The sequence below is a fragment of the Tidjanibacter massiliensis genome, from assembly GCF_900104605.1.
Taxonomy (GTDB): domain Bacteria; phylum Bacteroidota; class Bacteroidia; order Bacteroidales; family Rikenellaceae; genus Tidjanibacter; species Tidjanibacter inops.
In genome coordinates this window covers 1,655,971-1,677,638 of the sequence record NZ_LT629960.1, presented here as the reverse complement: position 1 = coordinate 1,677,638, position 21,668 = coordinate 1,655,971, and the positions used below count along the sequence as shown (strand labels likewise).

The following is a 21,668-nucleotide window of genomic DNA, read 5'->3' as shown; positions in this document are numbered from 1 at the left end:
CTTTCCTTTTTCCGATGTCAGTACGCCCTATCGGACAGGCTGCGGCGGAGAACCCTTACCAGAGTTGTTCGGGGTATTCGCCCGCATCCACCAGGGCGCGTATCTTCTCCACTACACCCGGCCGGTCGGCCGCATAGGTGACACCGAACCAGCTTGCGTCGGTATCGAGTACCTTTACCTTCGCCGCTCCGCAGCGGATGGCTTCATTGACGACGGTCGGAATGTAGAATTCGCTTTTCAGTTCGTGGCCGCGCTCCGCCAGAAAGCGTGCGAACAGCCGGGCGGAGAAATCCATGTAGTCGGGCGTGAAGCCCCACATGTTCATGGAGACCGGTGTTTCGGGAGCCAGCGCATGGTATTCGTCCTGTTCGTCGCGGAAGATGATGCCGCGGCCCTCCTGACGGCGTATTTCGGTGCGTTCCGTGACCGATGTAAGGAATCCGTTCGTATCGGTTTCACATACGCCGCGCGACACCGACCCGCTTTCGGAGAGGGTATTGCCGACCCGGTAGCCGACCATGCAGTATTGTCCGGTACCGTCGGTCCCGGCGAGGAACCGTGCGAGCACCTCAAAGCCATTGCGGCCGTAGAAGTCGTCGGCGTTTATCACGGCGAACGGTTCGCGTACCGTTCCGGCGGCCGTCAGTACGGCGTGTCCCGTACCCCACGGTTTTACTCTGTCGGCGGGCGGAACGAATCCGTCCGGCAGCGCATCTACCGATTGGAATACCACTTCGGTCGGAATGCGTCCTTCGTACTTGGCGAGTACCTTTTCGCGGAAATCCCGTTCGAAGTGGCGGCCTATGACGAAGACCACCTTTCCGAATCCTGCCCTCGCGGCATCGAAGACCGAGTAGTCCATGATGGTTTCGCCCGAAGGGCCCACCCCGTCGAGCTGTTTGAGGCCGCCGTACCGGGAACCCATGCCGGCCGCCATTATCAGTAGTGTCGGTTTCATGTGAATGCTTTTTTACCGGTGCAAAGATAATGGTTTGTCGGTGGTTCGCATAGGGAAACGGAGAGCCTCTGCCTTCTGTTCGCTCTTTTCGCCTTTGCTGCGGAGACTGTCGGCGGACTGGGGAACGGCGTTTCCTTCGTTCCCTACATCTTCGGCGGTATCCGCCGGATGTCCGGTCGTTCTCCGTGCCTTCCGGCACCCCGTTCCGTTTCCTCTGCGCGGATTAGAATACCCGTTTCAATATCTCGCAGATGTTTCCCGAACGGCTCATGGTATAGAAATGGATGGCCGGTACACCCGCCGCCTTCAGCTCTTTGGCCTGTCCGACGCTCCATTCAATGCCCACTTCCTTGGCCTGTTCGTCGGTACGGCAGCGCGACAGCTCCTCGGTGAGCGCTTCCGGCATATCGATGTGGAACGTCCGCGGGAGCATTTCGAGGTGTTTCAGCGACGAGACGGGTTTCAGTCCCGGTATTATCGGTACCGTAATACCTTCGGCGCGGCACCGCTCCACGAAGTCGAAGAAACGGGCGTTGTCGAAGAAGAGCTGCGTAACGATGTAGTCGGCCCCCGCGTCCACTTTTCGCTTCAGGTTCCGGATGTCCTGCGAGAGGTTGGGCGATTCGTAATGTTTTTCCGGATAACCGGCGACCCCGATGCAGAAGTGGGTGGGGATGGGGTTCTGCTGGAGTTCGTCGAGGTAGACGCCCCGGTTCATGTCGCTGATTTGCCGCACGAGGTCGGAACAGTAGGCGTGTCCTCCTCTGGTGGGGGTGAAGAAGCGTTCGCCCGGAGCGGGGTCGCCCCGCAGCGCCATCACGTTGTCGATGTCGAGGAAGTTGAGGTCTATCAGGATATTCTCTATCGTATGGCGGTCGAGGCCGCCGCAGACCAGATGGGGAACCACCTCCACGTCGTAACGTTTCATGATGGCCGCCGCCAGTGCCACCGTTCCGGGGCGTTTCGTGACCGTGATGCGCTCCAGTGTTCCGTCCGGCCGCTGGCGTATCACCTCCTCGTCGCGGTGGTAGGTAAGATTGATGAAGGAGGGCGAGAACTCCATGAGCGGTTCAATGGCGTTGTAGACCTTCCCGATGTCGCCGCCCTTCAGCGGCGGCAGGAGCTCGAACGAGATGAGCGTCCTGTCCGATGCTGCCAATATCTCTTTTACTTTCATTGTGCCGTGTTTGCGTGCCGTTCCGTGCGAGCGCAGGTACAGGGATATTCGCCGGAAACCGCGGCCGGTTTCCGTATCCTTCTGTCCTGCGTTCGCTTTCGGAACGGTTCCCTTATCTTATCGTATCAGGGGTTGTTTCCATATTTTGAGTCCGTATTCGCCGCAGATGCCGAACATGTCGTCCTTGATGCAGATGGCTCCCGAAATGGCGGGGATTTTCCGTATCTCGGCGATTACGTTGTTGATGTCCTGTTTGGTGTGTATCTTGTTGGCGAAGGCGGTCGCGTAGCTGTCGGCCAGTGCTGCGTCGCTGCAGACTATCATCACGGCATCGGCCATTCCGAAACTGAGTGATGGCCCGACCGTGCCGGAAGATGTGCAGATGCTGATTCTTCCTCCCTCCGGAATGAAGATGCCGACCTTCTCCGAGAGCGGCGACTGTCCCGCGAATACGGGTATGTCCATCCCCTCGACAATGTCGGCGTAGATGTCGCCGCCGTTTTCGACGATGACTTCCCGGCAGTCGTACTCCGTCTTGAGGCGTCGGCCGATGTACTCCGCTATCGCTCCTGCAACGGCGGCCATGGGGCCGACGCCCGCCGTTGCTGCGGCTTCTGCCATCCGTACCAGTATCCCGGGCGCACCGGCGGCCGGGAAATAGGGGGAGAGGATGACCGCGTAGGTCGGGTCGTTCGTAATGTATGCGTCCATTTCGAGCCGTAGTTCACGGAGAATCTGTCCGGCGAAGAGATTCATTTCGGGGACGTACGATGCAGTGTCGATGCCGATGCAGAGGTCGCTCTCCTTGTAGCTTATCGTGAAGGTTTGCCAACGGTCGCGGTTGAAATTGTCGCGGTATATCCGAATTTTGTACTCTTTCATCGTTAGTCGTTTGCTATGGTGAATAAATGTTGCGGGCATGCCGTCAGGCACAGTTTGCACAATATGCAGTTTTCCCGCTGGAAGGAGAGTTTCCAGTCGGGCGGCCCGATGGTCAGTGCTTTGGAGAAGCAGGCCAGCGCACAACTGCCGCACTGTACGCACCGCTCCTCACGGAAGATGATTTTGTCCGTGACGAGGGCTGTTCCTACCCCTTGGGCGGCAAGGAATTCAAGTGCCTGTGCGATGTCCCCTTCAGGAGCGCTGAACTCCGCGAGCATGGACCCGGCCAGTCCCGGTGCCATCTCCGCCTTGATGATATTGATGCATATGTCGAAACGTTTTATCAGGTCGTGTATTATCGGTTTGTCGCCCGTGCTCTCCGAGAACGACAGCATATATTTCCTTTTCATGTTTTTTCGTATTTCAATGGTTTCTTCCGGGTTCTTCGCGTATTTGCAGTTTCTTGGTCGTAGTACCCGTAGGCATGGGGCGTACCGGCTCGCTCAGCAGGAATTTGCCGCTCCGGATGCGCTCCCTGAGCAGTTCCGCTATCTCGCGGGCTTTGGCGAGGCTCGACACGGGGGCTGTTCTTATCCGGTGGCCGCCGACCTCTATCTCGCCGCTCCGCAGGGCAGCGTAGTTGGTTTTGCCGAGCACTCTGTTGCCGTTGCCGTAATCCACCACGGTCGTTTCAATCTGTTCGTTGCGGATGGATACGCGGCGGGCCAGGTCGGCGTCGAGTATCGGTATCGGAATACCGATGCCGACGAAGAGACTGCATCCGTACTTCTCGTAATACATGCCCCGCAGGTATTCGGTACTCATCTCACGCAGGTCGCCTATGACGGCGATGGTGCGGGCATTGCTTGTCGGGATACCGTATTCGTTCGTCTCCTTGGAGGTGTTGAACTGCGTCCCGTTCCACGCCACATACCCTTCCGCACCGGCGAGAAAGATGCGCGTACCGAGTCCTATCGTGCGGCACTCCGGGTCGTTCAGCAGGGGCGACAGCTCGCCGGAGGTGGAGTAGCTGGCGTTCTTCATCTTCGGTAGGAGCGTACCCATGTAGGTATGGATGGTGCGGTCGGAGGTGTTGGTCGCCACATTGTAGTTCTGGTAGGCGTTGCGCGGATTGTAGAGATAGGCTTCGTTCACCGTATCCCGGTTGATGTAGGTGCGGATGTGGCGGCGGGGATAGCAGTCGGTCCCTTTGCCCCAGGCCTCCAGCAGAATGTCCTTGCCGTTGATGAAGTCTTCGATGATATGCGCTCCGCCGTATTCGGGATTGGCCGGGTTGCAGTCGGTGGCTCCTATGTAGGTATCCACGGCAGCGAGTCCGCCGCTTACGCCCACACCGTTGAGTTCGATGCGTTCCATGCGGATGGGCGGGTCGGAGTGTCCGAAGTTGATGAAGGCGCCCGAAGAGCACATGGCGCCGAAAGTACCGGTGGTTACGACGTCCACCTTGTCGGCTATCTCTTCCGGCGACATCGTGAGGGCGAGTTGCGACACCTCCTCGGCAGTCAGTACGACCGCTTCGCCGTTCTTAATCCGTTCGTTTATCTGTTGATATGTTTTCGCCATGGTAATGAAATTACAGGGCATAGCTAATGCTATGCGTTGATTGTTAATAATATGCGTGTTTGATTACATGATGCCGTAAGGATACGGCGAACTATGCACGGCCTGTCTTACAGGTCTGTCGATAGTATGTTCCGGGAATAAGATAAGATTAGCGCGCTTGGCGCATACGCATATCCATGGAGAAAAGACTGCGCGACGAACCGCCGCAGTAACATGTCGTTGAAAAAGCTTCTCCTGAAATAGTCGTTTTCATAGCCTTCATGGTTAATTATATTTCCTGTCCTTGGCAGGTCGGGACGTGGCACCTTATCGTTGCGATAGGTTGCCGAAGTTTCATAGAGCCCGTTCTCTCCGCTTCTCGTTATAATTCGGCACTACTTTCACTCATAGTGTTGCCACAAAGGTATGCAAATTTTCATTAAAACCAAACATATTTTTGAAAAAGTGGGAAACTATACAGAAAACGGCTTTTGAAACGGTTCCGTCCGGGTGTTCCGGTCAAGGTCGCATTCGCAGACCTGTCGCGGAGCGGTGCTGCGGCAGTCGGTTTCGGACTCCGGATGGAGCGGAAAACGGAAGGTCGGGAGCCGCCGCGAGGCCGGTTTGCCGAATGGCCGCCGCGTTCCGGGGTTTCGTCTGCTCCCTGCTGTTTCCGTGTATCGGGATAATCCGTCCGTTTCGCTTGGCGGCATTGGCTCCGCCGCCGTGTTCCGATTCGGCATCCCCGGCTTGTACCGTTATATTTCGATGATATATTTCCTATCTTTGCGGATGCAAGACAAAAATACGAAGACGAATTTATGGAGTACAATTTCCGCGAAATAGAGCCGCGCTGGCAGAAGGAGTGGGAGCGGCGCAGGACTTACAGGGTGGATGCGGACGCTTCCCGCCCCAAGTATTATGTGCTCGACATGTTTCCTTATCCGTCCGGGGCGGGCCTCCACGTCGGGCATCCGCTGGGGTATATCGCTTCGGACATCTATACGCGCTATAAACGGCTCTGCGGGTTCAACGTGCTGCATCCGATGGGGTTCGATGCTTTCGGGCTTCCGGCCGAGCAGTATGCCATCCAGACGGGGCAGCATCCCGCGGTCACCACGGCGCAGAACGTGGCGCGTTACCGGGAACAGCTCGACAAGCTCGGATTCTCGTACGACTGGGACAGGCAGGTGGTGACCAGCGACCCCGCATATTACCGGTGGACGCAGTGGGCGTTCCTGAAGATGTTCGACAGCTATTACTGTTACGACCGGCAGCAGGCGCGCCCCATCGCCGAACTGACCGAGGCGTTCGCCCTCCGGGGAACGGAGGGGCTGCATGTCGCTTGTACCGAGCGGATGGAGTTCACCGCCGCCGAATGGAATGCGATGGACGGGAAACGGCGGCAGGAGGTGTTGCTGAACTACCGGTTGGCTTACCGGGCCGACACGACGGTGAACTGGTGCGAAGGGCTCGGTACGGTGCTTGCCAACGACGAGGTGGTGAACGGCCTTTCGGTGCGGGGCGGTTTCCCGGTAGTGCAGAAGCGCATGAAGCAGTGGCTGCTGCGGGTGAGCGCCTATGCCGAACGGCTGCTCGACGGCATGGAACGGCTTGACTGGAGCGAATCGCTCAAGGAGATACAGCGCAACTGGATAGGGCGCAGCACCGGAGCGCAGATGTTCTTCGGCATCCGGGGCAGCGGGCGGAAACTGGAGATATTCACCACACGGCCCGATACCGTTTTCGGATGCACGTTCATGGTCATCGCGCCGGAACATGAACAGGTGTGCGCACTGACGACCGACGCACAACGGGCGGAGGTCGAGCGCTATATCGAAGAGACGAAGAGGCGTTCCGAGCGCGAACGGATGGCCGATACCAAACGGGTCAGCGGCGTTTTCACCGGTTCTTATGCGATTAATCCGTTCACCGGCACGGAACTGCCGGTTTATATCAGCGACTACGTGCTGGCGGGGTACGGTACGGGAGCCATCATGGCCGTACCGGCGCACGACGCGCGCGACTACGCTTTCGCCAAACATTTTGGACTCGGCATCGTGCCGGTGGTCGAGGGGGGCGATATCGACGTCGCAAGTTACGATGCGAAGGAGGGGCGGATGATGAATTCCGGGTTCCTCGACGGCCTGGACGTGAAGGAGGCCATCGAGCGGATGTTCGCGGAGATAGAGGCGCGGGGCATTGGCCGGAAGAAGGTCAATTACCGCCTGCGCGACGCCATCTTCAGCCGTCAGCGTTATTGGGGAGAGCCCTTCCCGATTTATTATAAGGACGATACGGCCTGTCCGTTGCCGGAGGATGCGCTGCCGCTTACGCTGCCCGATGTGCCGGAGTTCCGTCCGACGAGCTCCGGAGAACCGCCGCTCGCCCGTGCCGAGGGGTGGCATACGGCCGAAGGGTATCCGTATGAGACGAGCACCATGCCGGGTTTCGCCGGTTCGTCGGCCTACTATTTGCGTTACATGGACCCGCACAACGACCGGGAGCTGGTGAGCCGCGAGGCGAACGCCTACTGGCGCAGCGTGGACCTCTACATCGGCGGTATCGAACATGCCACGGGGCACCTCATCTATTCCCGTTTCTGGAACAAGTTCCTGTATGACATCGGTGTGGCCGTCGAGGACGAACCGTTCCGCAAGTTGGTGAATCAGGGGATGATACAGGGACGTTCCAATTTCGTTTACCGGGTTGCCGGGACGAATACCTTCGTATCGTTCGGTCTGAAGGACGGGTACGAGACGCAGCCGATTCATGTGGACGTGAACATCGTGAAGAACGATATCCTCGACCTGGAGGCATTCCGGGCGTGGCGGCCGGAGTTCGCCGACGCGCAGTTTATCCTGGAAGAAGGCCGCTACGTTTGCGGCTGGGCGGTGGAGAAGATGAGCAAGTCGATGTACAACGTGGTCAATCCCGATTATATCGTGGAGCATTACGGAGCCGATACCCTGCGCATGTACGAGATGTTCCTCGGTCCGCTCGAACAGAGCAAGCCGTGGGATACGAACGGCATCGACGGCGTGCACAAGTTCCTGCGCCGCTTCTGGAGGCTGTTCCATGCCGGGGGCGGGGAGCTTTCGGTAAACGAGGAGGCGCCTTCGCCGCAGGAGCTCAAGGTGTTGCACAGGACGATAAAGAAGGTCAGCGAGGATATCGAGAACTTCTCGTTTAATACGTCGGTCAGCGCTTTTATGATATGCCTGAACGAGCTCGGCGACTGCAGCAAGCGTGCCGTGCTCGAACCGCTCCTTGTCCTGTTGTCGCCTTTCGCTCCCCACATCGCCGAAGAGCTGTGGCACGAACTGGGGCACGAGGGAACCATTTTCGACGAGCGCTACCCGGTCTTCGACCCCGCCTGCCTCGTGGAGAACAGTTTCGACTATCCGGTTTCGGTGAACGGGAAGATGCGCTTCAAGAAGGAATTTCCGCTCGGTGCTGCGGTCAGCGAAATCGAAGCCGCCGTGCTCGCCGACCCGCAGATGGAGAAATACACTGCCGGGAAGGAAGTTCGGAAGGTCATCGTCGTACCGGGCAAGATTATCAACGTCGTCGTGTGACGTCCGTCGGTGTCGTGCGGCATTGCGGTGCCGGTGCGTGCGGCTCTTCCGGAACGTGACCGAAGGCCGGTCGGAAAAACAGACTTTTCCGACCGGCCTTCGTCGTTTCTCGGCTGCGTAGCAGTTGCGGTCACCGGCTTGCGCCGTTCTCTCCTCGCCGCAGCGCGGAGGCAGGCCGATGTCATTTCCGGAAGAGGTAGAACTTCAGGTCCAGAGTGGCGCTGTGTTCGTATCTCCACGGTCTTGTAGTGCCGAATTGGAAGAAGGTGGGACGATAGGTGGCTCCGAACATGATTTTGGGCGTGATGTTGATGTAGGCGGCCACCATGATGCCTGCCGCCCAGTACCGGTCGTCGAGGCGCGTATCGCCCAGGTAGTTCGTTCCGAAACCGGGGTAAGGCGGTTTGTAGGTGTACTTGTTCCGTGCCGCATTCAGGCCGTACCCTACGGTGAAACGGCGGAAATGGAAGTATTCGGCTAGGGAGATGTGTATGGCAGACCATTCTTCGTTGGGCGGCGGGTCGATGCTGGCAGCCGGTCCCCAGATAGTGGCATATCCGGCCAATGCACTTGCTTCCAGTGCGATGCCGCGCTTGTCGCGGTAGAGGTATTCGATGCCTGCGGCGATTCCGATACATCCGCCGTTGTTTCGGCGTATTCCTGTCGAAACGGGAGAAAACGAATAGAGTTGCAGCCACGGGAAGGCCAGCGAAACGTTGACGCGTCCTTTCTGGAACGAGTTTGCATAGCGTGTCGCACGGCGCCCCCCGCGTCTTTCGGTGGCTTTCAGTACGGACCGGTATCGCGGGCGTACGCCCAGCGTCCAGTCGTTCTTGCGGAAGGTACGGTAGCCGTCGCCGGTCCAATAGAGGTCGGGATGTTCGTAGCGGTTGTCGTTGCCGCGGTCTTCGAACATTCCTATCCCCAACGAGAGGAAATTGAGCCAGAAGAGGTCGCTGTTGTAGGCTGCCAGACGGTAGGAGTAGGTGGTGTCGGCGGCGTGTATCTCCACCGACAGCGGTTCCGGGGTGGCGTCGTAAAAGCCGTAGGCCGTCTGCGGCGAGTTGGCTGCATAGACAATCCGGGACATTCGGGCGAGGTTCTTTCCCGACGGTTCCACTCCGAGTTCCAGGGCCATGTCGCGGGGCGTGAGGCCGTAGCGGAGCGTGTCGCCGTTCATGACCACCGTCTCCCCTTCGGGGGTGTCCACGGCGACGTATTTCCGGGAGGTGCTGTAAGTCGTCACGCATGAGGCGAATAGAAGACATGCGGAGAGCGGCAGGAGGAGTGTTCGGTTCATAGGCATTGGCGTTTTGGGTTTGTAATATACAGATGCATCTCCCCGTCGTTTTGTTGCACGGCCGGTCGTTTTTTCGGAAAGGCGCTCTTCCGGTGCCGGAAGGGTCGCCTCTGCCGTTCCCGTAGCGGAACATCCGGACGGCATCTCTCTCCGGAGGCTATCTCAGCAGGTAGAATTTCAGTTCGATGGCAATCGTATGTTCGTATCGCCACGGTTCGGGATTGCCGAACCGCAGGAAGGTGGGCTTGTACGATATGCCGAAAAGAATTCGGGGTGTGATGTTGACGTATCCGGCGACCGAAACGCCCGCCGCCCAGTAATGGTCGCGGAAGCTTTCGCGTCCCAGCGGTGCCGGCGGCATTTCGCCCTCTTCCGGTATGTCGTAATGGTAAGCCCAAAGATAGCGGGTGCAGTTGAGACCGTAGCCGAATGTGAACCGGCGAAGATGATGGTAGGCCGAGATGCCGGCCGTCATGACGGAATACCCCTCGTGGGGGCTGTTCCATACAATGTCGAGCGGTGCCAGGACGGGGATGAAGGAGAAGAGCATCCCGCTCCACTCGGCGGCTATTCCCTGTTTGTCGCGGTAGAGGTATTCGATGCCGGCTCCTGCCCCGATGAAACCGCAGAAGCGCCGTCCGCCGCCTGCTGCTGCGGGGTGGCAGGAGGAGAAGTGTGTCCACGGAAGAGACAGGGAGAGGTTGAGACTGCCCGGTCGGAATGTGCCGTCGAAACGCATACGGCGCAGTTGTTCCCGATGCCTTGTGGGAAAGAAGTCCCTTTTCGGGGTGAGGCGGTATCCGGCTCCGTCGCGGCAGATGTCGGGGGCGGGCGAATACTTCTTCTGCCGACGTTGTACCGTTGTTTGCCGGTGTGACCTTTTGTCCCGTTCGTTCGGCCCGATGGCGAAGACGAAGGTCGAATCGCGGGTCTGTATCTCGACCGTTACCCTTTCGGATGTCGTCGGAAATACACCGTAAACCGTCTGTGGTGGATTCAGGTCGTGGATTATCTGGGCGAATTTGTCGAGTTCCTTCCGGTCGCTTTGGAGATGCAGCTGTTCGACCAGCCGCTCCGGTGTCATGCCGTAACGGAGGGTGTCGCCGTCGAGGAGGACGGTTTCGTCGCAGGGCGTCTCTACCGCTACATAATCGTAGGCGGGCGGGGCGGGCGGTTGGTAGAGGAGGAATTGGGGGGTACAGGCATAAGCCGCAGTGCAGCAGATGGCGGAAAGGAGCGCGTAAATGGAGTGTTTCATGCCGTTGCTTTTCTGTAAGATGCACCGGGGAGCGGGAATGTTGCACCGGTGCGAAGAAATTTTTATGGCGGGAAGGGCGGGGTGTCGCCTGCTGTGTGCAGTCGTATCCCGTCGCAGCGACATGCGGCCGCACACGGCAGGAGCGATTCGTCGGATGTATCCGCATAGGAAGCTGCCGACGTTTGAATGCGGAAAGACTTGCAGCGGGCCAGTCGGGAAAAAGTCGGACAGCGGATTTTGCCGGACCGTGGACTGAAGCGGGAGAAGAGTGGCGGCGGAATTACAGGTAAAGGTCGAGGAGCCCTTCCGGGAGCACAAAGGTTATCTCCCGTGCGTCGATGTCGAGGGCCGATATCATCTCTTCGGCGGCGGGTACGAGGATTTCCCTCCCTTCGGCCGTAATTGCGAACAGCGGGTTCTGTTCGCTGTCGATATAGTCCGTGATTTCTCCCCGAAGCGGATGACCGTCGAACGTCGCCCGGAAGCCGACCAAATCCTCCAGATAGACGATGTCGTCGTCCGCCTCCTCATCGTCCGTGCGCAGGGAGAGTTCCAGACCGACAAGTTCCGCGGCCCGTTCCTGCGTGTCGAAATCCGCGAATGTAACGAGTGCGCTGCTGTGGCCGCGTCGCTCGAATTTCTCGATAAAAAGAGGAACCGCCAACGCATCGATAGATGCGAAGAGCGGTTCCCTTTTATCGAATTCTTCCGGAAAAGTGTCGTACAGGTTGATTATCAGTTCGCCTTCGCGGCCAAACGGTTTGGATACCTTACCGACGGTTTCCAGCGTATTCATCGTCTTACTCGGCGGCGGGAGCTTCCCCTTCGGCAGGAGCCTCCGCTTCCTCGGTTTGTGCGGCGGCAGCGGCTGCTGCTTCAGCCCTTTTGGCCTCGATAGCCTTCGCCTTCTTTTCGTTGGCTTCTTTCTCCGCTGCGAGGCGTGCCTTTTCGGACTTCTCCTTTTCGCCGGTCAGCTTCTGCGTCTTGGCGGATATCTTGGCGGCCTTCTCGCTCATCCATTTTTCGAACTTGGCATCGGCTGCGGCTTCGTCGAAAGCTCCTTTGGCAACGCCTCCGAGGAGGTGCTTCTTGTACATCACACCCTTGTAGGAGAGGATGGCGCGGCAGGTGTCCGTGGGCTGTGCACCCTTCTGGAGCCATTCCAGGGCTTTGTCGAAATTCAGGTCGATGGTAGCAGGATTCGTGTTCGGATTGTAGGTACCAATCTTTTCGATGAACTTGCCATCGCGTGGCGCCCTGCTGTCTGCGACAACGATATGATAAAAGGCGTAGCCTTTCTTACCGTGGCGCGCAAGTCTGATTTTTACAGGCATTTGTTTGAATGTGTTAGATTAACAATCGTTGTTGTCCTGCCGTTTTCACGAAACGGCCTGCAAATGTAAGGAGTTTTTGCCGAACTGCCAAACGCTCCGGGGGAATAACTTCCTGCGGTACCGGTTGCGGAGAGGGACTACCGGGCCGTCTGTTTCCGGTGCCGTGCCCGTGCGACGGCCCGCCACGCCTCTCCTGCCCACAGCACGAGCGAGGTGCCTGCCGTGATGAGGAGCCATTCGTGCAGCGGCAGCGGTTCCGTCCGGAATACTTCGCCTCCGAACGTGACGATGATTATCTGGCCGGCGAGTATCAGCAGGGCGGTCCAGAGCAGTCCCTTCGCCCGCGAAGCGTCCCGGAAGACGGAGTGGTCGGTGCCGAAGACGCCTGCGTTGAAGAGGTTCCAGAATTGCAGCATGACGAATACGGTGAAAAAGACCGTCAGCCGGTGGGTATCCATGCCGCCGGGGAGGGTGTTCATCCAGGCCAGCAGCCCCATGAGGAGGACGATGAAAGCGATGCCGACGCCGAGGATGGCATTGCGCATGGCGGGCGTGATGATGAAGTCGCTTTGTTTGCGGGGCTTCTCGGCCATTACGTCCGGGCTCGGAGGTATGGAGGCCAGCGCCATGGCGGCGAAAGTATCCATGATGAGGTTCACCCAGAGCATCTGCGTGACGGTGAGCGGCAGCGCCGTGCCGAAGAAGGCGCCCAGCAGGACGCTCAACAGCGCCACGATGTTGATGGTGAGCTGGAAGACGATGAACCGCTGGATGTTCTTGTAGAGCGAACGCCCCCACATGACGGCCGTGGCGATGCTGCGGAACGAGTCGTCGAGCAGGGTGATGTCGCTCGCCTCCTTGGCCACCGAAGTACCCGTGCCCATCGAAAGGCCCACCTGGGCGTGGTTGAGTGCCGGGGCGTCGTTCGTACCGTCGCCCGTAACGGCTACCACCGCTCCCTTTTGCTGGAGCAGTTGTACGAGCCGCTGTTTGTCCATGGGGCGTGCACGGCTCATCACTTTCAGGTCGAGTACCCGGTCAAGCGCCTCCTCGTCGCTCAGCGCGGCGAATTCGGCTCCCGTAATGCGGTTGCGGTCGGTGTCCTCCGGTGTCCAGAGCCCTATCTGGCGGGCTATTTCGGTTGCCGTGCCGGGTGTGTCGCCGGTCACTATCTTGACCGCTATCCCGGCCGATTGGCACTGCCGGACGGCATCGGGGACATCGGGACGTATCGGGTCGCTGATGGCGAAGATGCCCAGGAAGGTGAGCCCTCCTGCGGCGACGAGCTCCGCACAGTCGGTTGGAGCATCGGCTGGAATGACCTTGTAGGCCAGTCCGAGGGTACGCATGGCCTTGTTCTGGTAGGCGAGCAGTGCCTCTTCGTACTCTCTTTTCCGGGCTTCGTCCAGCGTACACCTGCTCATCACGATTTCGGGCGCCCCCTTGACGTAGAGTACGCGGCTCCCCGCAACAGGCGACTCCACGAGCGTCGCCATGTATTTGCGTTCGGTGGAGAAGGTGAGCTGGTCGAGCACCCGGGCCTGCGAACGGAGCGCCATGTAGTCCCTTCCGCGGCCTTGCAGCCACAGCAGCAGCGCCACCTCCGTCGGGTTTCCGACCCCCGCGGGTCGTTCCCCTTCGCCTTTCTCCTCCAGGAAGGCCGTCGAGTTGGCCGCGATGCTTTCGGCGACGATGTCGGGGCATGTCTCGTCGAGCTGCGTTTCATAGACCTGCATCAGGTTCTGTGTCAAGGTGCCCGTCTTGTCGGTGCAGATGACCGTAATCGCTCCCATCGTTTCGCAGGCGTGCATCTTGCGCACGAGGTTGTTTGTCCGGAGCATGCGCCGCATGTTGAGCGCAAGGCTGAGAGTAACGCTCATGGGCAGCCCTTCCGGAACGGCCACGACGATGAGCGTCACGGCCATCATGAAGTATTTCAGGACGATGTTGGCGATGTCGAGCCACTGCTCCCAGCCCGTCACCGTGTGGACGGAGAGATAGGCGTAGAGGTCCTTGCCCGTAAAGATGAGGAAGGTGAGTATCGCAATGGTGAAACCCGCCCGCCCAATCAGCTTCGCCAGCCGCGAAAGCTGGATGTTCAGCGGTGTCCGTTCGGTTCCCTGTTCGGTCGCCTGCCGGGCTACTTTCCCAATTTCGGTCGCATCTCCGACGCGCTCCACCCGCATGACGCCGTGGCCGTCGGTGACCGTCGTGCCGCGCATGACGGCGTTGGAGGGATAGGTCGCTTCGGCGTCGAAGGCCGTCTCCTCGACCGTCTTGTTTACCATGAGTTCCCCTGTCAGGTTCGATTCGTTTATCTGCAGCGAGACGGCTTCGAGCAGCGTGCCGTCCGCGGGAACCTCTTCGCCGGTGTTGAGGATGACGATGTCGCCCACTACGATATCCTTGCGGGGAATTTCCCGGATTTTCCCGTTGCGGACGACCGATACGGGCGTCTCTTCGCCCACGGTGTTTAGCAGGTCGAATTTCCGGTTGGCGTCGTACTCGAACCAGAAGCCGATGCCCGTCGCCAGAAAGATGGCGAAGAAGATGCCTATCGTTTCGGCGTATTCGCCCTCGATGACGGAGATGACCAGCGAGAAGCAGGCCGCTACGAGCAGTACCTTGATGACGGGGTCTTTGAACTTTTCGAGATAGAGCCTCCACATGGAGGGGCGTTTAGGCGGGGTGAGCAGGTTTTGGCCGTGCTGTCGCCGGCTCTCCTCCACCTCGCGGTCGGTCAGGCCGGTCAGGTGCGGCCCGTTCGCGTTTTGTGTCATGTCGTTTCTGTGCGTTTGGTTCGTTTTGCAGTTTTCGGGCCCGGGAGACTGCGGAGTCGGGATAGCTTGTCGTACCGCTCCGCAGGTGCATTGCCGTCGGGTAGGGATTTTGCCTTTCGGCATCGGCCCCTGTCGTTTTGGGAACGCTGTTCCGTTCGGCCGGAATCTGCTTGTCGGCTGCAAAAATGGTGTACATATGGAAAAATATCGTTATGTTTACGGGAGAAAAAATGTGTAAAAGGTCGGATTGAACGGATATGGAGCCTGATGGAGATTTGCACGGAATGGCGGCGGGCGAGCCGTCGCAGGAAAAGGAGGTTTCGGTCGGGGCAGGTGTCCGCTTCTCCCTGCACGACAGAGCGGAGCATTTTTACCACGGCGAGACACCGTTTATTCTCGACGGCTTTATTCTGGGGCTCTGTCTGCGGGGCAGCGAGGAAATCCGTGTGAACGGGAAGACTTATTCCGTCGTTCCCGGCACGGTCGTCCTGCTGTCGCCGAATCAGTTGGTGGAGCACGGCGGGGCTTCGGAGGATTTGGAACGGCACACGGTAGCGATGTCGCTGGAACTGGTATTGGAGTTTCCTTCGCCGGTCGATATCGAAATACTGAGTATGGCCCGCACCATGCCTGTGGTGCGGGCTTCTGCGGAGGAGATGGATGGATTGACGGTATATTACCGTTTCCTTGAGAAGCAGTATGCCTCCGAAACGGGCGTCTACCGCGAGGAGATAGCCAAGGCGTTGCTCTATGCGCTGATGTTGAAACTCTGTGAAGTGTACCGTCGGGAAGCGGGGACGGCCTCGCATGTCGCCAAGCCTCGGAACGAACAGCTGACCGACGATTTTTTCGTCCTCCTGTCGCGTCACTACCGCAGGGAACGGAGCGTGAAGTTTTATGCTTCCCGAATGAACCGCACACCGAAATACCTTTCCGGGGCGGTGAAGCGTATTACAGGCCGTTCGATATCCGACTGGATTGACGAGGTGGTGGTGATTGAAATCAAAAGGCAGTTGAAGACGACCGACCGGACCGTTCTTCAGATATCCGAAGAGCTCAATTTTTCGAGTCCCTCGGTGTTCGTGCAGTATTTCAGGCATCATACGGGGATGACGCCGCGGCAATACCGGAAAGAGGGGCTTTGACGGATACCCTACTTGTTTTGGCAGGGTCGTTTCGTATTCTTGTGTCCTGCTTCATCGCCCCGATTACGGCCCTATTTGCACAAGTGGCGGAAAAGCATTACTTTTGTGGACCTTTGTGGACCTTTGCGGACCTTGAGGCCGCAGGGGTTCTATCGATAAGGTTCCGTAGCTCAGTTGGATAGAGCAACAGCCTTCTAAGCTGTGGGTCTTGGGTTCGAATCCCAACGGAATCACGCAGCGGGTATTCCGGAGAAGTCCCGGTACCCGGCTTTCCGCTACCGGAAGGTAATCGCATTTACATACATGACGCGGCGGCCGATGGTTATTCCGGTCTGTGTCGGCTCGGAAAGCGTCTGCTTCGCAGCGGGTGGTCGCTCCTCTCTTTTTGCATCCTTTTTTCGTTTTGGAAATCGGTTCATTCCGCAGGAGTGCGGTACGTTATGCCCCGTTCGAACACGGACATCCGGCAGGCCATTGCGCGCTCATGCGGTACGCTGGCGGTTTTCAGGTGCGGATTCCATGCTGTGTGCAGGTATGTTGTTTTCAATCATGTGTTTACGTTGTATGTTTCTGTTTCTTAAATGTGTATTTTCTATGCGTTTAAAAAAACGATAAGCAAAAAGAATAGCGCAAAGGGGCGGCAGACGTGAAAAACGCTGTAAATCCGGCCGAAACAGGTGAAAAAAGTTGTCGCTTCATATACCGTTTCGGAAATTTTGCCTATATTTGCACTCCGTTTTGATTGCGGAATTACGAGAAAACAACAGTTAAGTTACTCAAACTAAAGGACAAAAGTTTTAAAGATGCCAACTATTCAACAGTTAGTTCGGAAAGGACGGGTGCAGATGGAGGACAAGAGCAAGGCTCCGGCACTCGACGCATGTCCGCAGAGGCGCGGCGTGTGCGTGCGTGTGTACACCACCACACCCAAGAAGCCTAACTCTGCAATGCGTAAGGTCGCCAGGGTGAAGCTGACCAACCAGAAAGAGGTGAATGCCTATATTCCCGGAGAGGGGCATAACCTGCAGGAACACTCCATCGTGCTTGTGCGCGGAGGCCGTGTGAAGGACCTCCCCGGTGTACGTTACCACCTCGTGCGCGGTGCGCTCGACTCGGCAGGTGTGGACGGCCGTCGCCAGCGTCGCTCCAAATACGGTGCGAAGAGGCCCAAGGCAGGCGCTGCTCCCGCCAAGAAGAAATAGCGGCCCGTACTTTTCGTGATGCGGACGCGGCTTCCGGTGCCGGGCGCGTGACGCAGGGAATCGACAAACGAGGCGCCGCCAAACAAACGAAGAATTTTTAAATAAAATGAGAAAAGCTAAGCCTAAAAAGCGAATTCTACTTCCGGATCCCAAGTTCAACGACGTACTTGTGACAAGGTTTGTAAACAACCTGATGGTGGATGGTAAGAAGAGTATTGCTTACACGATATTCTACGATGCGTTGGATATCGTCGGCGAGAAGATGAAGGACGCGGACAAGGCTCCTCTGGAGATTTGGAAGCAGGCATTGGAAAATATCACACCGCAGGTGGAGGTGAAATCCCGCCGCATCGGTGGTGCCACGTTCCAGGTTCCTACCGAAGTGAGGCCCGAGCGCAAGATTTCCCTTTCGATGAAGAATCTTGTCCTTTATTCTCGTAAACGCGCCGGGAAATCCATGGCCGAGAAGCTGTCGGCCGAGATAATAGCTGCCTACAACCAGGAAGGCGCTGCCTTTAAACGGAAAGAGGAGATGCACCGTATGGCCGAGGCCAACAAGGCGTTTGCTCACTTTAGATTTTAGGAGGCTGCAATCATATGGCAAGAGACCTTAAATTTACACGCAACATAGGCATCATGGCCCACATCGATGCCGGCAAAACCACGACGTCCGAACGTATCCTTTTCTACACCGGCAAGACGCACAAAATCGGCGAGGTGCACGAAGGGGCCGCCACGATGGACTGGATGGTGCAGGAACAGGAGAGGGGTATTACCATTACCTCCGCCGCCACCACCGCTTTCTGGCGTTATGAGGACAAGACCTATCAAATCAACCTCATCGACACTCCCGGACACGTGGACTTTACCGTGGAGGTGGAGCGTTCGCTCCGTGTGCTCGACGGTGCCGTGGCTACCTTCTGTGCAGTCGGCGGCGTGGAACCCCAGTCCGAAACCGTATGGCGCCAGGCCGACAAATACAATGTGCCCCGTATCGGTTACGTCAACAAGATGGACCGTACCGGTGCCGACTTCCTGGCCGTATGCGCACAGGTGAAGGAGCGCCTCGGAGCCAATGCGGTGCCCATCGCCCTGCCTATCGGAGCCGAGGACAAGTTCGCCGGCGTGATAGACCTTATATATAACAGGGCGCTCATATACGACGATGCCAAGAAGAACGAACTCGTCAACTATACCTACGAGGAGGTTCCGGCCAACATGAAGGCCGAGGTGGAGGAATACCGTGCGAAACTCATCGAAGAGGTCGCTACCGTGGACGAGGCTCTGATGGAGAAGTTCTTCGAGGACCCGGATTCGATAACCCCCGAAGAACTGAAAGCGGCCATCCGCAAGGCGACCATCGAGATGACCATCGTACCGATGCTCTGCGGCTCCTCGTTCAAGAACAAGGGTGTGCAGCTGTTGCTCGACTCCGTCGTGGCGTTCCTGCCCTCGCCGCTCGATATCGAAGCCATCAAGGGTGTGAATCCCGCTACCGGCGAAGAGGTGGTACGCCATCCGTCGGAATCGGAACCTTTCTGCGCCCTCGCGTTCAAGATAGCCACCGACCCCTATGTGGGCCGCCTCGCTTTTGTGCGCGTCTATTCGGGCAAGCTCGATGCGGGAAGCTACGTGTTCAACTCCCGGTCGGGCAAGAAGGAGCGTATTAGCCGTATCTACCAGATGCACTCCAACAAGCAGAATCCGCTTGAAACGGTGGGTGCCGGCGACATCTGTGCCGTAGTTGGTTTCAAGGATGTACGCACGGGCGATACGCTCTGCGATGAGAAGGCTCCGATAATTCTCGAATCCATGACCTTCCCCGAACCGGTAATCGGTCTGGCGGTAGAGCCCAAGACGCAGAAAGACCTCGACAAACTCGGCGTCGCACTCGGCAAGCTGGCCGAGGAGGACCCGACCTTCACGGTGGAGACCGACGAGGAGAACGGCCAGACCATCATACGCGGTATGGGCGAGCTTCACCTCGATATCATCGTGGACCGTCTGAAACGCGAGTTCGGCGTGGAAATCAACCAGGGACAGCCTCAGGTGAATTACAAGGAGGCGCTGACCGCTCCCGTGGAACACCGCGAAGTGTTCAAGAAGCAGTCGGGCGGCCGCGGTAAGTTCGCCGACATCGTATTCCAGCTCGGTCCGGCCGACGAGGGCGTTACCGGACTCCAGTTCATCGACGAGGTGAAGGGCGGTAACATTCCGAAGGAGTATATTCCCTCAGTGCAGAAGGGCTTTACGGCTGCCATGGCCAACGGCCCGCTCGCAGGGTTCGGCGTGGACAGCATGAAGGTGATTCTCCGCGACGGTTCGTTCCACCCGGTGGACTCCGACTCGCTCTCTTTCGAAATCGCTGCCCGTAATGCGTTCCGTGCCGCAGGCGTGAAGGCCCGGCCGGTCATCAAGGAGCCGGTGATGTCCGTAGAGGTGGTGACTCCCGAGGAGTACATGGGCGATATCATAGGCGACCTGAACAAACGCCGCGGACAGGTATCCGGTATGGAGCAGAAGGGCAATGCCCGTGCCATCAAGGCGAAGGTGCCCCTCTCGGAGATGTTCGGTTACGTGACCGTGCTCAGGACGCTCTCTTCGGGTCGTGCGACGTCCTCCATGGAGTTCTCGCACTTCGAGGAGGTACCCGCCAACATCGCCAAGGAGATTATCGAGAAGAATGCCGGACGCCGGAAAGACGTGGAGTAACCCTTTACAGACAATTTGAATAACAATTAAAATTAAGGTTCTAACGATATGAGCCAAAAAATCAGAATAAAGCTTAAATCTTACGACCACAATCTGGTCGATAAATCGGCTGAAAAGATTGTGAAGACCGTAAAGGGTACGGGTGCCGTGGTGAGCGGTCCGATACCGCTGCCTACCCAGAAGCAGATTTTTACGGTAAACCGTTCGACGTTCGTCAACAAGAAGGCACGCGAGCAGTTCCAGCTCTCCACCTTCAAGCGGATATTGGACATTTACAGCTCCACGCCCAAAACCATCGACGCGCTCATGAAACTGGAGCTGCCGTCGGGTGTCGAGGTCGAGATTAAGGTCTGACCGGAGCCGGCGGAACGTGCGGAGCCTGCCTGGCGGGAGGCTTCGCATGAAACGTACGGCATGCGTACGGAACCGCCGCGAGTGCCGTGCCGGGTCCGGGTAAACCGCAGACCGGAAGAGAGAATATACGCAAAAGATTCATAACAACACCAAGTAACAAGTAATCAGACGACTAAAATGTCAGGACTAATTGGAAAAAAAATCGGAATGACTTCCGTTTTCAGTGCCGAGGGTAAGAATATACCATGCACTGTTATCGAAGCTGGTCCCTGTGTAGTTACGCAAATCAAAACCGTGGAGAAGGATGGCTACGAAGCGGTTCAGATTGCCTATGACGACAAAAGCGAAAAACACACCAGCAAAAGTCTGTCAGGACACTTCGCGAAAGCAGGTACGACTCCCAAACGCAAGGTGGCGGAGTTCAGGGATTTCCATGAAGTGAACCTTGGTGATACCATCACGGTGGATTCCATTGCCGACGGCGAATGGGTGGATGTGACGGGCATCTCCAAAGGAAAAGGTTATCAGGGCGTCGTAAAGCGCCATGGCTTTGCAGGTGTGGGCGGACAGACACACGGTCAGCACAACCGTCAGCGCAAACCGGGTTCGCTCGGTGCATCTTCGTATCCTTCGAGGGTGTTCAAAGGCAAGAGGCTTCCCGGCCAGGCGGGCGGTACGCAGGTTAAAGTCCTTAACCTGAAGGTTCTCAAGGTAATTCCCGAAAATAACCTTATCCTCGTGAAGGGTTCAATCCCGGGAGCAAAGGGTTCTTATTTATTAATCGAGAAGTAGGAGATGGAATTAACTGTTTACAAGACCTCAGGAGAGGAGACCGCCAAGAAAGTAGTCCTCGAGGATACGGTCTTCGGCGTGGAGCCTAACGACCACGCTATATACCTGGACGTGAAGCAATATCTCGCCAATGCACGCCAGGGTACACACAAGTCGAAACAGCGCAACGAAGTCGCAGGTTCGACCCGCAAACTGAAACGCCAGAAAGGTACCGGCGGCGCCCGTTCGGGCAGCATCCTTTCGCCGCTCTTCCCCGGCGGAGGCCGCGTATTCGGTCCCGTGCCGCGTGACTACAGCTTCAAGCTCAACAAGAAGCTCAAGAGGCTGGCCCGCCGCAGCGCACTCTCTTATAAGATGAAGGACGAAGCCATCAAGGTCGTGGAGGATTTCGCTATCGAGGCTCCGCGTACCAAGACCATCGTAGCCATGATGAACGGTCTCAAAGTGAGCGACAAGAAGATACTGGTCGTTCTTCCGGAGTCGAACCGGAATATCCTGCTGTCGGCACGCAACCTTCAGAACGTAAAGGTAATCCCTGCCGCAAACCTCAATACCTACGACGTGATGAACGCTTCGAGCGTACTGATTGCCGAGGGGGCGGTCAATGTAATCAACGAAATGTTAGCTTAGGAG

The 21,668-nt window shown here is 57.6% G+C and carries 18 protein-coding genes, 1 tRNA gene and 1 riboswitch; of the genes, 9 read left to right on the top strand and 10 right to left on the bottom strand.

Annotated elements, in window-relative coordinates; translation table 11 throughout:
- Positions 1–55: 55 nt before the first annotated feature.
- The 5 genes from BQ5361_RS08145 to BQ5361_RS08125 all read right to left on the bottom strand — a co-directional run bounded on the left by BQ5361_RS08145 (position 56) and on the right by BQ5361_RS08125 (position 4,601).
- Complete coding sequence (locus tag BQ5361_RS08145; protein ID WP_035473404.1) at positions 56–958, bottom strand: nucleotidyltransferase family protein; 903 nt, start codon at positions 956–958, stop codon at positions 56–58.
- Between the two features lie 223 nt (positions 959–1,181).
- Positions 1,182–2,135, bottom strand: a complete 954-nt coding sequence (gene metF, locus BQ5361_RS08140; protein WP_022063826.1) for a methylenetetrahydrofolate reductase [NAD(P)H] — start codon at positions 2,133–2,135, stop codon at positions 1,182–1,184.
- Between the two features lie 117 nt (positions 2,136–2,252).
- Positions 2,253–3,017: a UPF0280 family protein gene (locus tag BQ5361_RS08135; protein ID WP_035473406.1), complete on the bottom strand. Its 765-nt coding sequence runs from the start codon at positions 3,015–3,017 to the stop codon at positions 2,253–2,255.
- A gap of 2 nt (positions 3,018–3,019) precedes the next feature.
- The gene (locus tag BQ5361_RS08130; protein WP_035473408.1) at positions 3,020–3,427 is read right to left on the bottom strand and encodes an NIL domain-containing protein; all 408 of its coding nucleotides are present in this window, start codon (positions 3,425–3,427) and stop codon (positions 3,020–3,022) included.
- Between the two features lie 13 nt (positions 3,428–3,440).
- Positions 3,441–4,601 carry a homocysteine biosynthesis protein gene (locus BQ5361_RS08125; protein ID WP_035473531.1) on the bottom strand — a complete coding sequence of 387 codons (1,161 nt, stop codon included), beginning with the start codon at positions 4,599–4,601 and terminating at the stop codon, positions 3,441–3,443.
- A gap of 265 nt (positions 4,602–4,866) precedes the next feature.
- A riboswitch (SAM riboswitch) is annotated at positions 4,867–4,971 on the bottom strand.
- Positions 4,972–5,401: 430 nt separating this feature from the next.
- On the opposite strand from BQ5361_RS08125, the gene leuS reads away from it, so the two are divergent.
- On the top strand, positions 5,402–8,158 hold the full coding sequence (leuS, locus tag BQ5361_RS08115; protein ID WP_035473412.1) for a leucine--tRNA ligase: 2,757 nt from the start codon (positions 5,402–5,404) through the stop codon (positions 8,156–8,158).
- Positions 8,159–8,339: 181 nt separating this feature from the next.
- Here leuS and BQ5361_RS08110 read toward each other — a convergent pair whose 3' ends face one another.
- The 5 genes from BQ5361_RS08110 to BQ5361_RS08090 all read right to left on the bottom strand — a co-directional run bounded on the left by BQ5361_RS08110 (position 8,340) and on the right by BQ5361_RS08090 (position 14,830).
- Positions 8,340–9,458 (bottom strand): hypothetical protein, encoded by a 1,119-nt coding sequence (locus tag BQ5361_RS08110; RefSeq protein ID WP_143047541.1) that lies wholly within the window; start codon positions 9,456–9,458, stop codon positions 8,340–8,342.
- Between the two features lie 157 nt (positions 9,459–9,615).
- Positions 9,616–10,716 carry a hypothetical protein gene (locus BQ5361_RS08105; RefSeq protein ID WP_071425000.1) on the bottom strand — a complete coding sequence of 367 codons (1,101 nt, stop codon included), beginning with the start codon at positions 10,714–10,716 and terminating at the stop codon, positions 9,616–9,618.
- Between the two features lie 280 nt (positions 10,717–10,996).
- A complete protein-coding gene (gene rimM / locus BQ5361_RS08100) occupies positions 10,997–11,512 on the bottom strand; it encodes a ribosome maturation factor RimM (RefSeq protein ID WP_035473419.1) in 516 nt (171 codons plus the stop codon).
- Positions 11,513–11,516: 4 nt separating this feature from the next.
- On the bottom strand, positions 11,517–12,050 hold the full coding sequence (locus BQ5361_RS08095) for a 30S ribosomal protein S16 (protein ID WP_022063818.1): 534 nt from the start codon (positions 12,048–12,050) through the stop codon (positions 11,517–11,519).
- Positions 12,051–12,187: 137 nt separating this feature from the next.
- Positions 12,188–14,830, bottom strand: a complete 2,643-nt coding sequence (locus BQ5361_RS08090; protein ID WP_035473422.1) for a calcium-translocating P-type ATPase, PMCA-type — start codon at positions 14,828–14,830, stop codon at positions 12,188–12,190.
- Between the two features lie 257 nt (positions 14,831–15,087).
- Here BQ5361_RS08090 and BQ5361_RS08085 point away from each other — a divergent pair, with 257 nt between their 5' ends.
- The 8 genes from BQ5361_RS08085 (at position 15,088) to rplD (ending at position 21,665) form a co-directional block, all read left to right on the top strand.
- Complete coding sequence (locus tag BQ5361_RS08085; RefSeq protein WP_081976838.1) at positions 15,088–15,975, top strand: AraC family transcriptional regulator; 888 nt, start codon at positions 15,088–15,090, stop codon at positions 15,973–15,975.
- Between the two features lie 159 nt (positions 15,976–16,134).
- Positions 16,135–16,208, top strand: a tRNA-Arg gene (locus BQ5361_RS08080).
- Positions 16,209–16,778: 570 nt separating this feature from the next.
- Entirely contained in the window at positions 16,779–17,177 is a 399-nt protein-coding gene (gene rpsL, locus BQ5361_RS08075; protein ID WP_022063815.1) for a 30S ribosomal protein S12, read from the top strand.
- A 106-nt stretch (positions 17,178–17,283) separates the two neighbouring features.
- Positions 17,284–17,760 (top strand): 30S ribosomal protein S7, encoded by a 477-nt coding sequence (rpsG, locus tag BQ5361_RS08070; protein ID WP_022063814.1) that lies wholly within the window; start codon positions 17,284–17,286, stop codon positions 17,758–17,760.
- Positions 17,761–17,774: 14 nt separating this feature from the next.
- The gene (fusA, locus tag BQ5361_RS08065; RefSeq protein ID WP_035473427.1) at positions 17,775–19,889 is read left to right on the top strand and encodes an elongation factor G; all 2,115 of its coding nucleotides are present in this window, start codon (positions 17,775–17,777) and stop codon (positions 19,887–19,889) included.
- Positions 19,890–19,937: 48 nt separating this feature from the next.
- Positions 19,938–20,243 (top strand): 30S ribosomal protein S10, encoded by a 306-nt coding sequence (rpsJ, locus tag BQ5361_RS08060; protein WP_022063812.1) that lies wholly within the window; start codon positions 19,938–19,940, stop codon positions 20,241–20,243.
- Positions 20,244–20,420: 177 nt separating this feature from the next.
- Complete coding sequence (gene rplC, locus BQ5361_RS08055; RefSeq protein WP_035473429.1) at positions 20,421–21,035, top strand: 50S ribosomal protein L3; 615 nt, start codon at positions 20,421–20,423, stop codon at positions 21,033–21,035.
- Positions 21,036–21,038: 3 nt separating this feature from the next.
- Positions 21,039–21,665: a 50S ribosomal protein L4 gene (gene rplD, locus BQ5361_RS08050; protein ID WP_022063810.1), complete on the top strand. Its 627-nt coding sequence runs from the start codon at positions 21,039–21,041 to the stop codon at positions 21,663–21,665.
- Positions 21,666–21,668 lie beyond the last annotated feature (3 nt).

Excerpts from the sequence above, each read along its gene's own strand:
- rplC (WP_035473429.1), top strand. The coding sequence starts at position 20,421 with ATGTCAGGACTAATTGGAAAAAAAATCGGAATGACTTCCGTTTTCAGT.
- BQ5361_RS08145 (WP_035473404.1), bottom strand. The coding sequence starts at position 958 with ATGAAACCGACACTACTGATAATGGCGGCCGGCATGGGTTCCCGGTAC.
- rimM (WP_035473419.1), bottom strand. The coding sequence starts at position 11,512 with ATGAATACGCTGGAAACCGTCGGTAAGGTATCCAAACCGTTTGGCCGC.
- leuS (WP_035473412.1), top strand. The coding sequence starts at position 5,402 with ATGGAGTACAATTTCCGCGAAATAGAGCCGCGCTGGCAGAAGGAGTGG.
- BQ5361_RS08135 (WP_035473406.1), bottom strand. The coding sequence starts at position 3,017 with ATGAAAGAGTACAAAATTCGGATATACCGCGACAATTTCAACCGCGAC.
- BQ5361_RS08125 (WP_035473531.1), bottom strand. The coding sequence starts at position 4,601 with ATGGCGAAAACATATCAACAGATAAACGAACGGATTAAGAACGGCGAA.
- BQ5361_RS08105 (WP_071425000.1), bottom strand. The coding sequence starts at position 10,716 with ATGAAACACTCCATTTACGCGCTCCTTTCCGCCATCTGCTGCACTGCG.
- BQ5361_RS08085 (WP_081976838.1), top strand. The coding sequence starts at position 15,088 with ATGGAGCCTGATGGAGATTTGCACGGAATGGCGGCGGGCGAGCCGTCG.
- BQ5361_RS08090 (WP_035473422.1), bottom strand. The coding sequence starts at position 14,830 with ATGACACAAAACGCGAACGGGCCGCACCTGACCGGCCTGACCGACCGC.
- BQ5361_RS08130 (WP_035473408.1), bottom strand. The coding sequence starts at position 3,427 with ATGAAAAGGAAATATATGCTGTCGTTCTCGGAGAGCACGGGCGACAAA.
- BQ5361_RS08095 (WP_022063818.1), bottom strand. The coding sequence starts at position 12,050 with ATGCCTGTAAAAATCAGACTTGCGCGCCACGGTAAGAAAGGCTACGCC.
- BQ5361_RS08110 (WP_143047541.1), bottom strand. The coding sequence starts at position 9,458 with ATGAACCGAACACTCCTCCTGCCGCTCTCCGCATGTCTTCTATTCGCC.
- rplD (WP_022063810.1), top strand. The coding sequence starts at position 21,039 with ATGGAATTAACTGTTTACAAGACCTCAGGAGAGGAGACCGCCAAGAAA.
- rpsG (WP_022063814.1), top strand. The coding sequence starts at position 17,284 with ATGAGAAAAGCTAAGCCTAAAAAGCGAATTCTACTTCCGGATCCCAAG.
- rpsL (WP_022063815.1), top strand. The coding sequence starts at position 16,779 with ATGCCAACTATTCAACAGTTAGTTCGGAAAGGACGGGTGCAGATGGAG.
- fusA (WP_035473427.1), top strand. The coding sequence starts at position 17,775 with ATGGCAAGAGACCTTAAATTTACACGCAACATAGGCATCATGGCCCAC.
- rpsJ (WP_022063812.1), top strand. The coding sequence starts at position 19,938 with ATGAGCCAAAAAATCAGAATAAAGCTTAAATCTTACGACCACAATCTG.
- metF (WP_022063826.1), bottom strand. The coding sequence starts at position 2,135 with ATGAAAGTAAAAGAGATATTGGCAGCATCGGACAGGACGCTCATCTCG.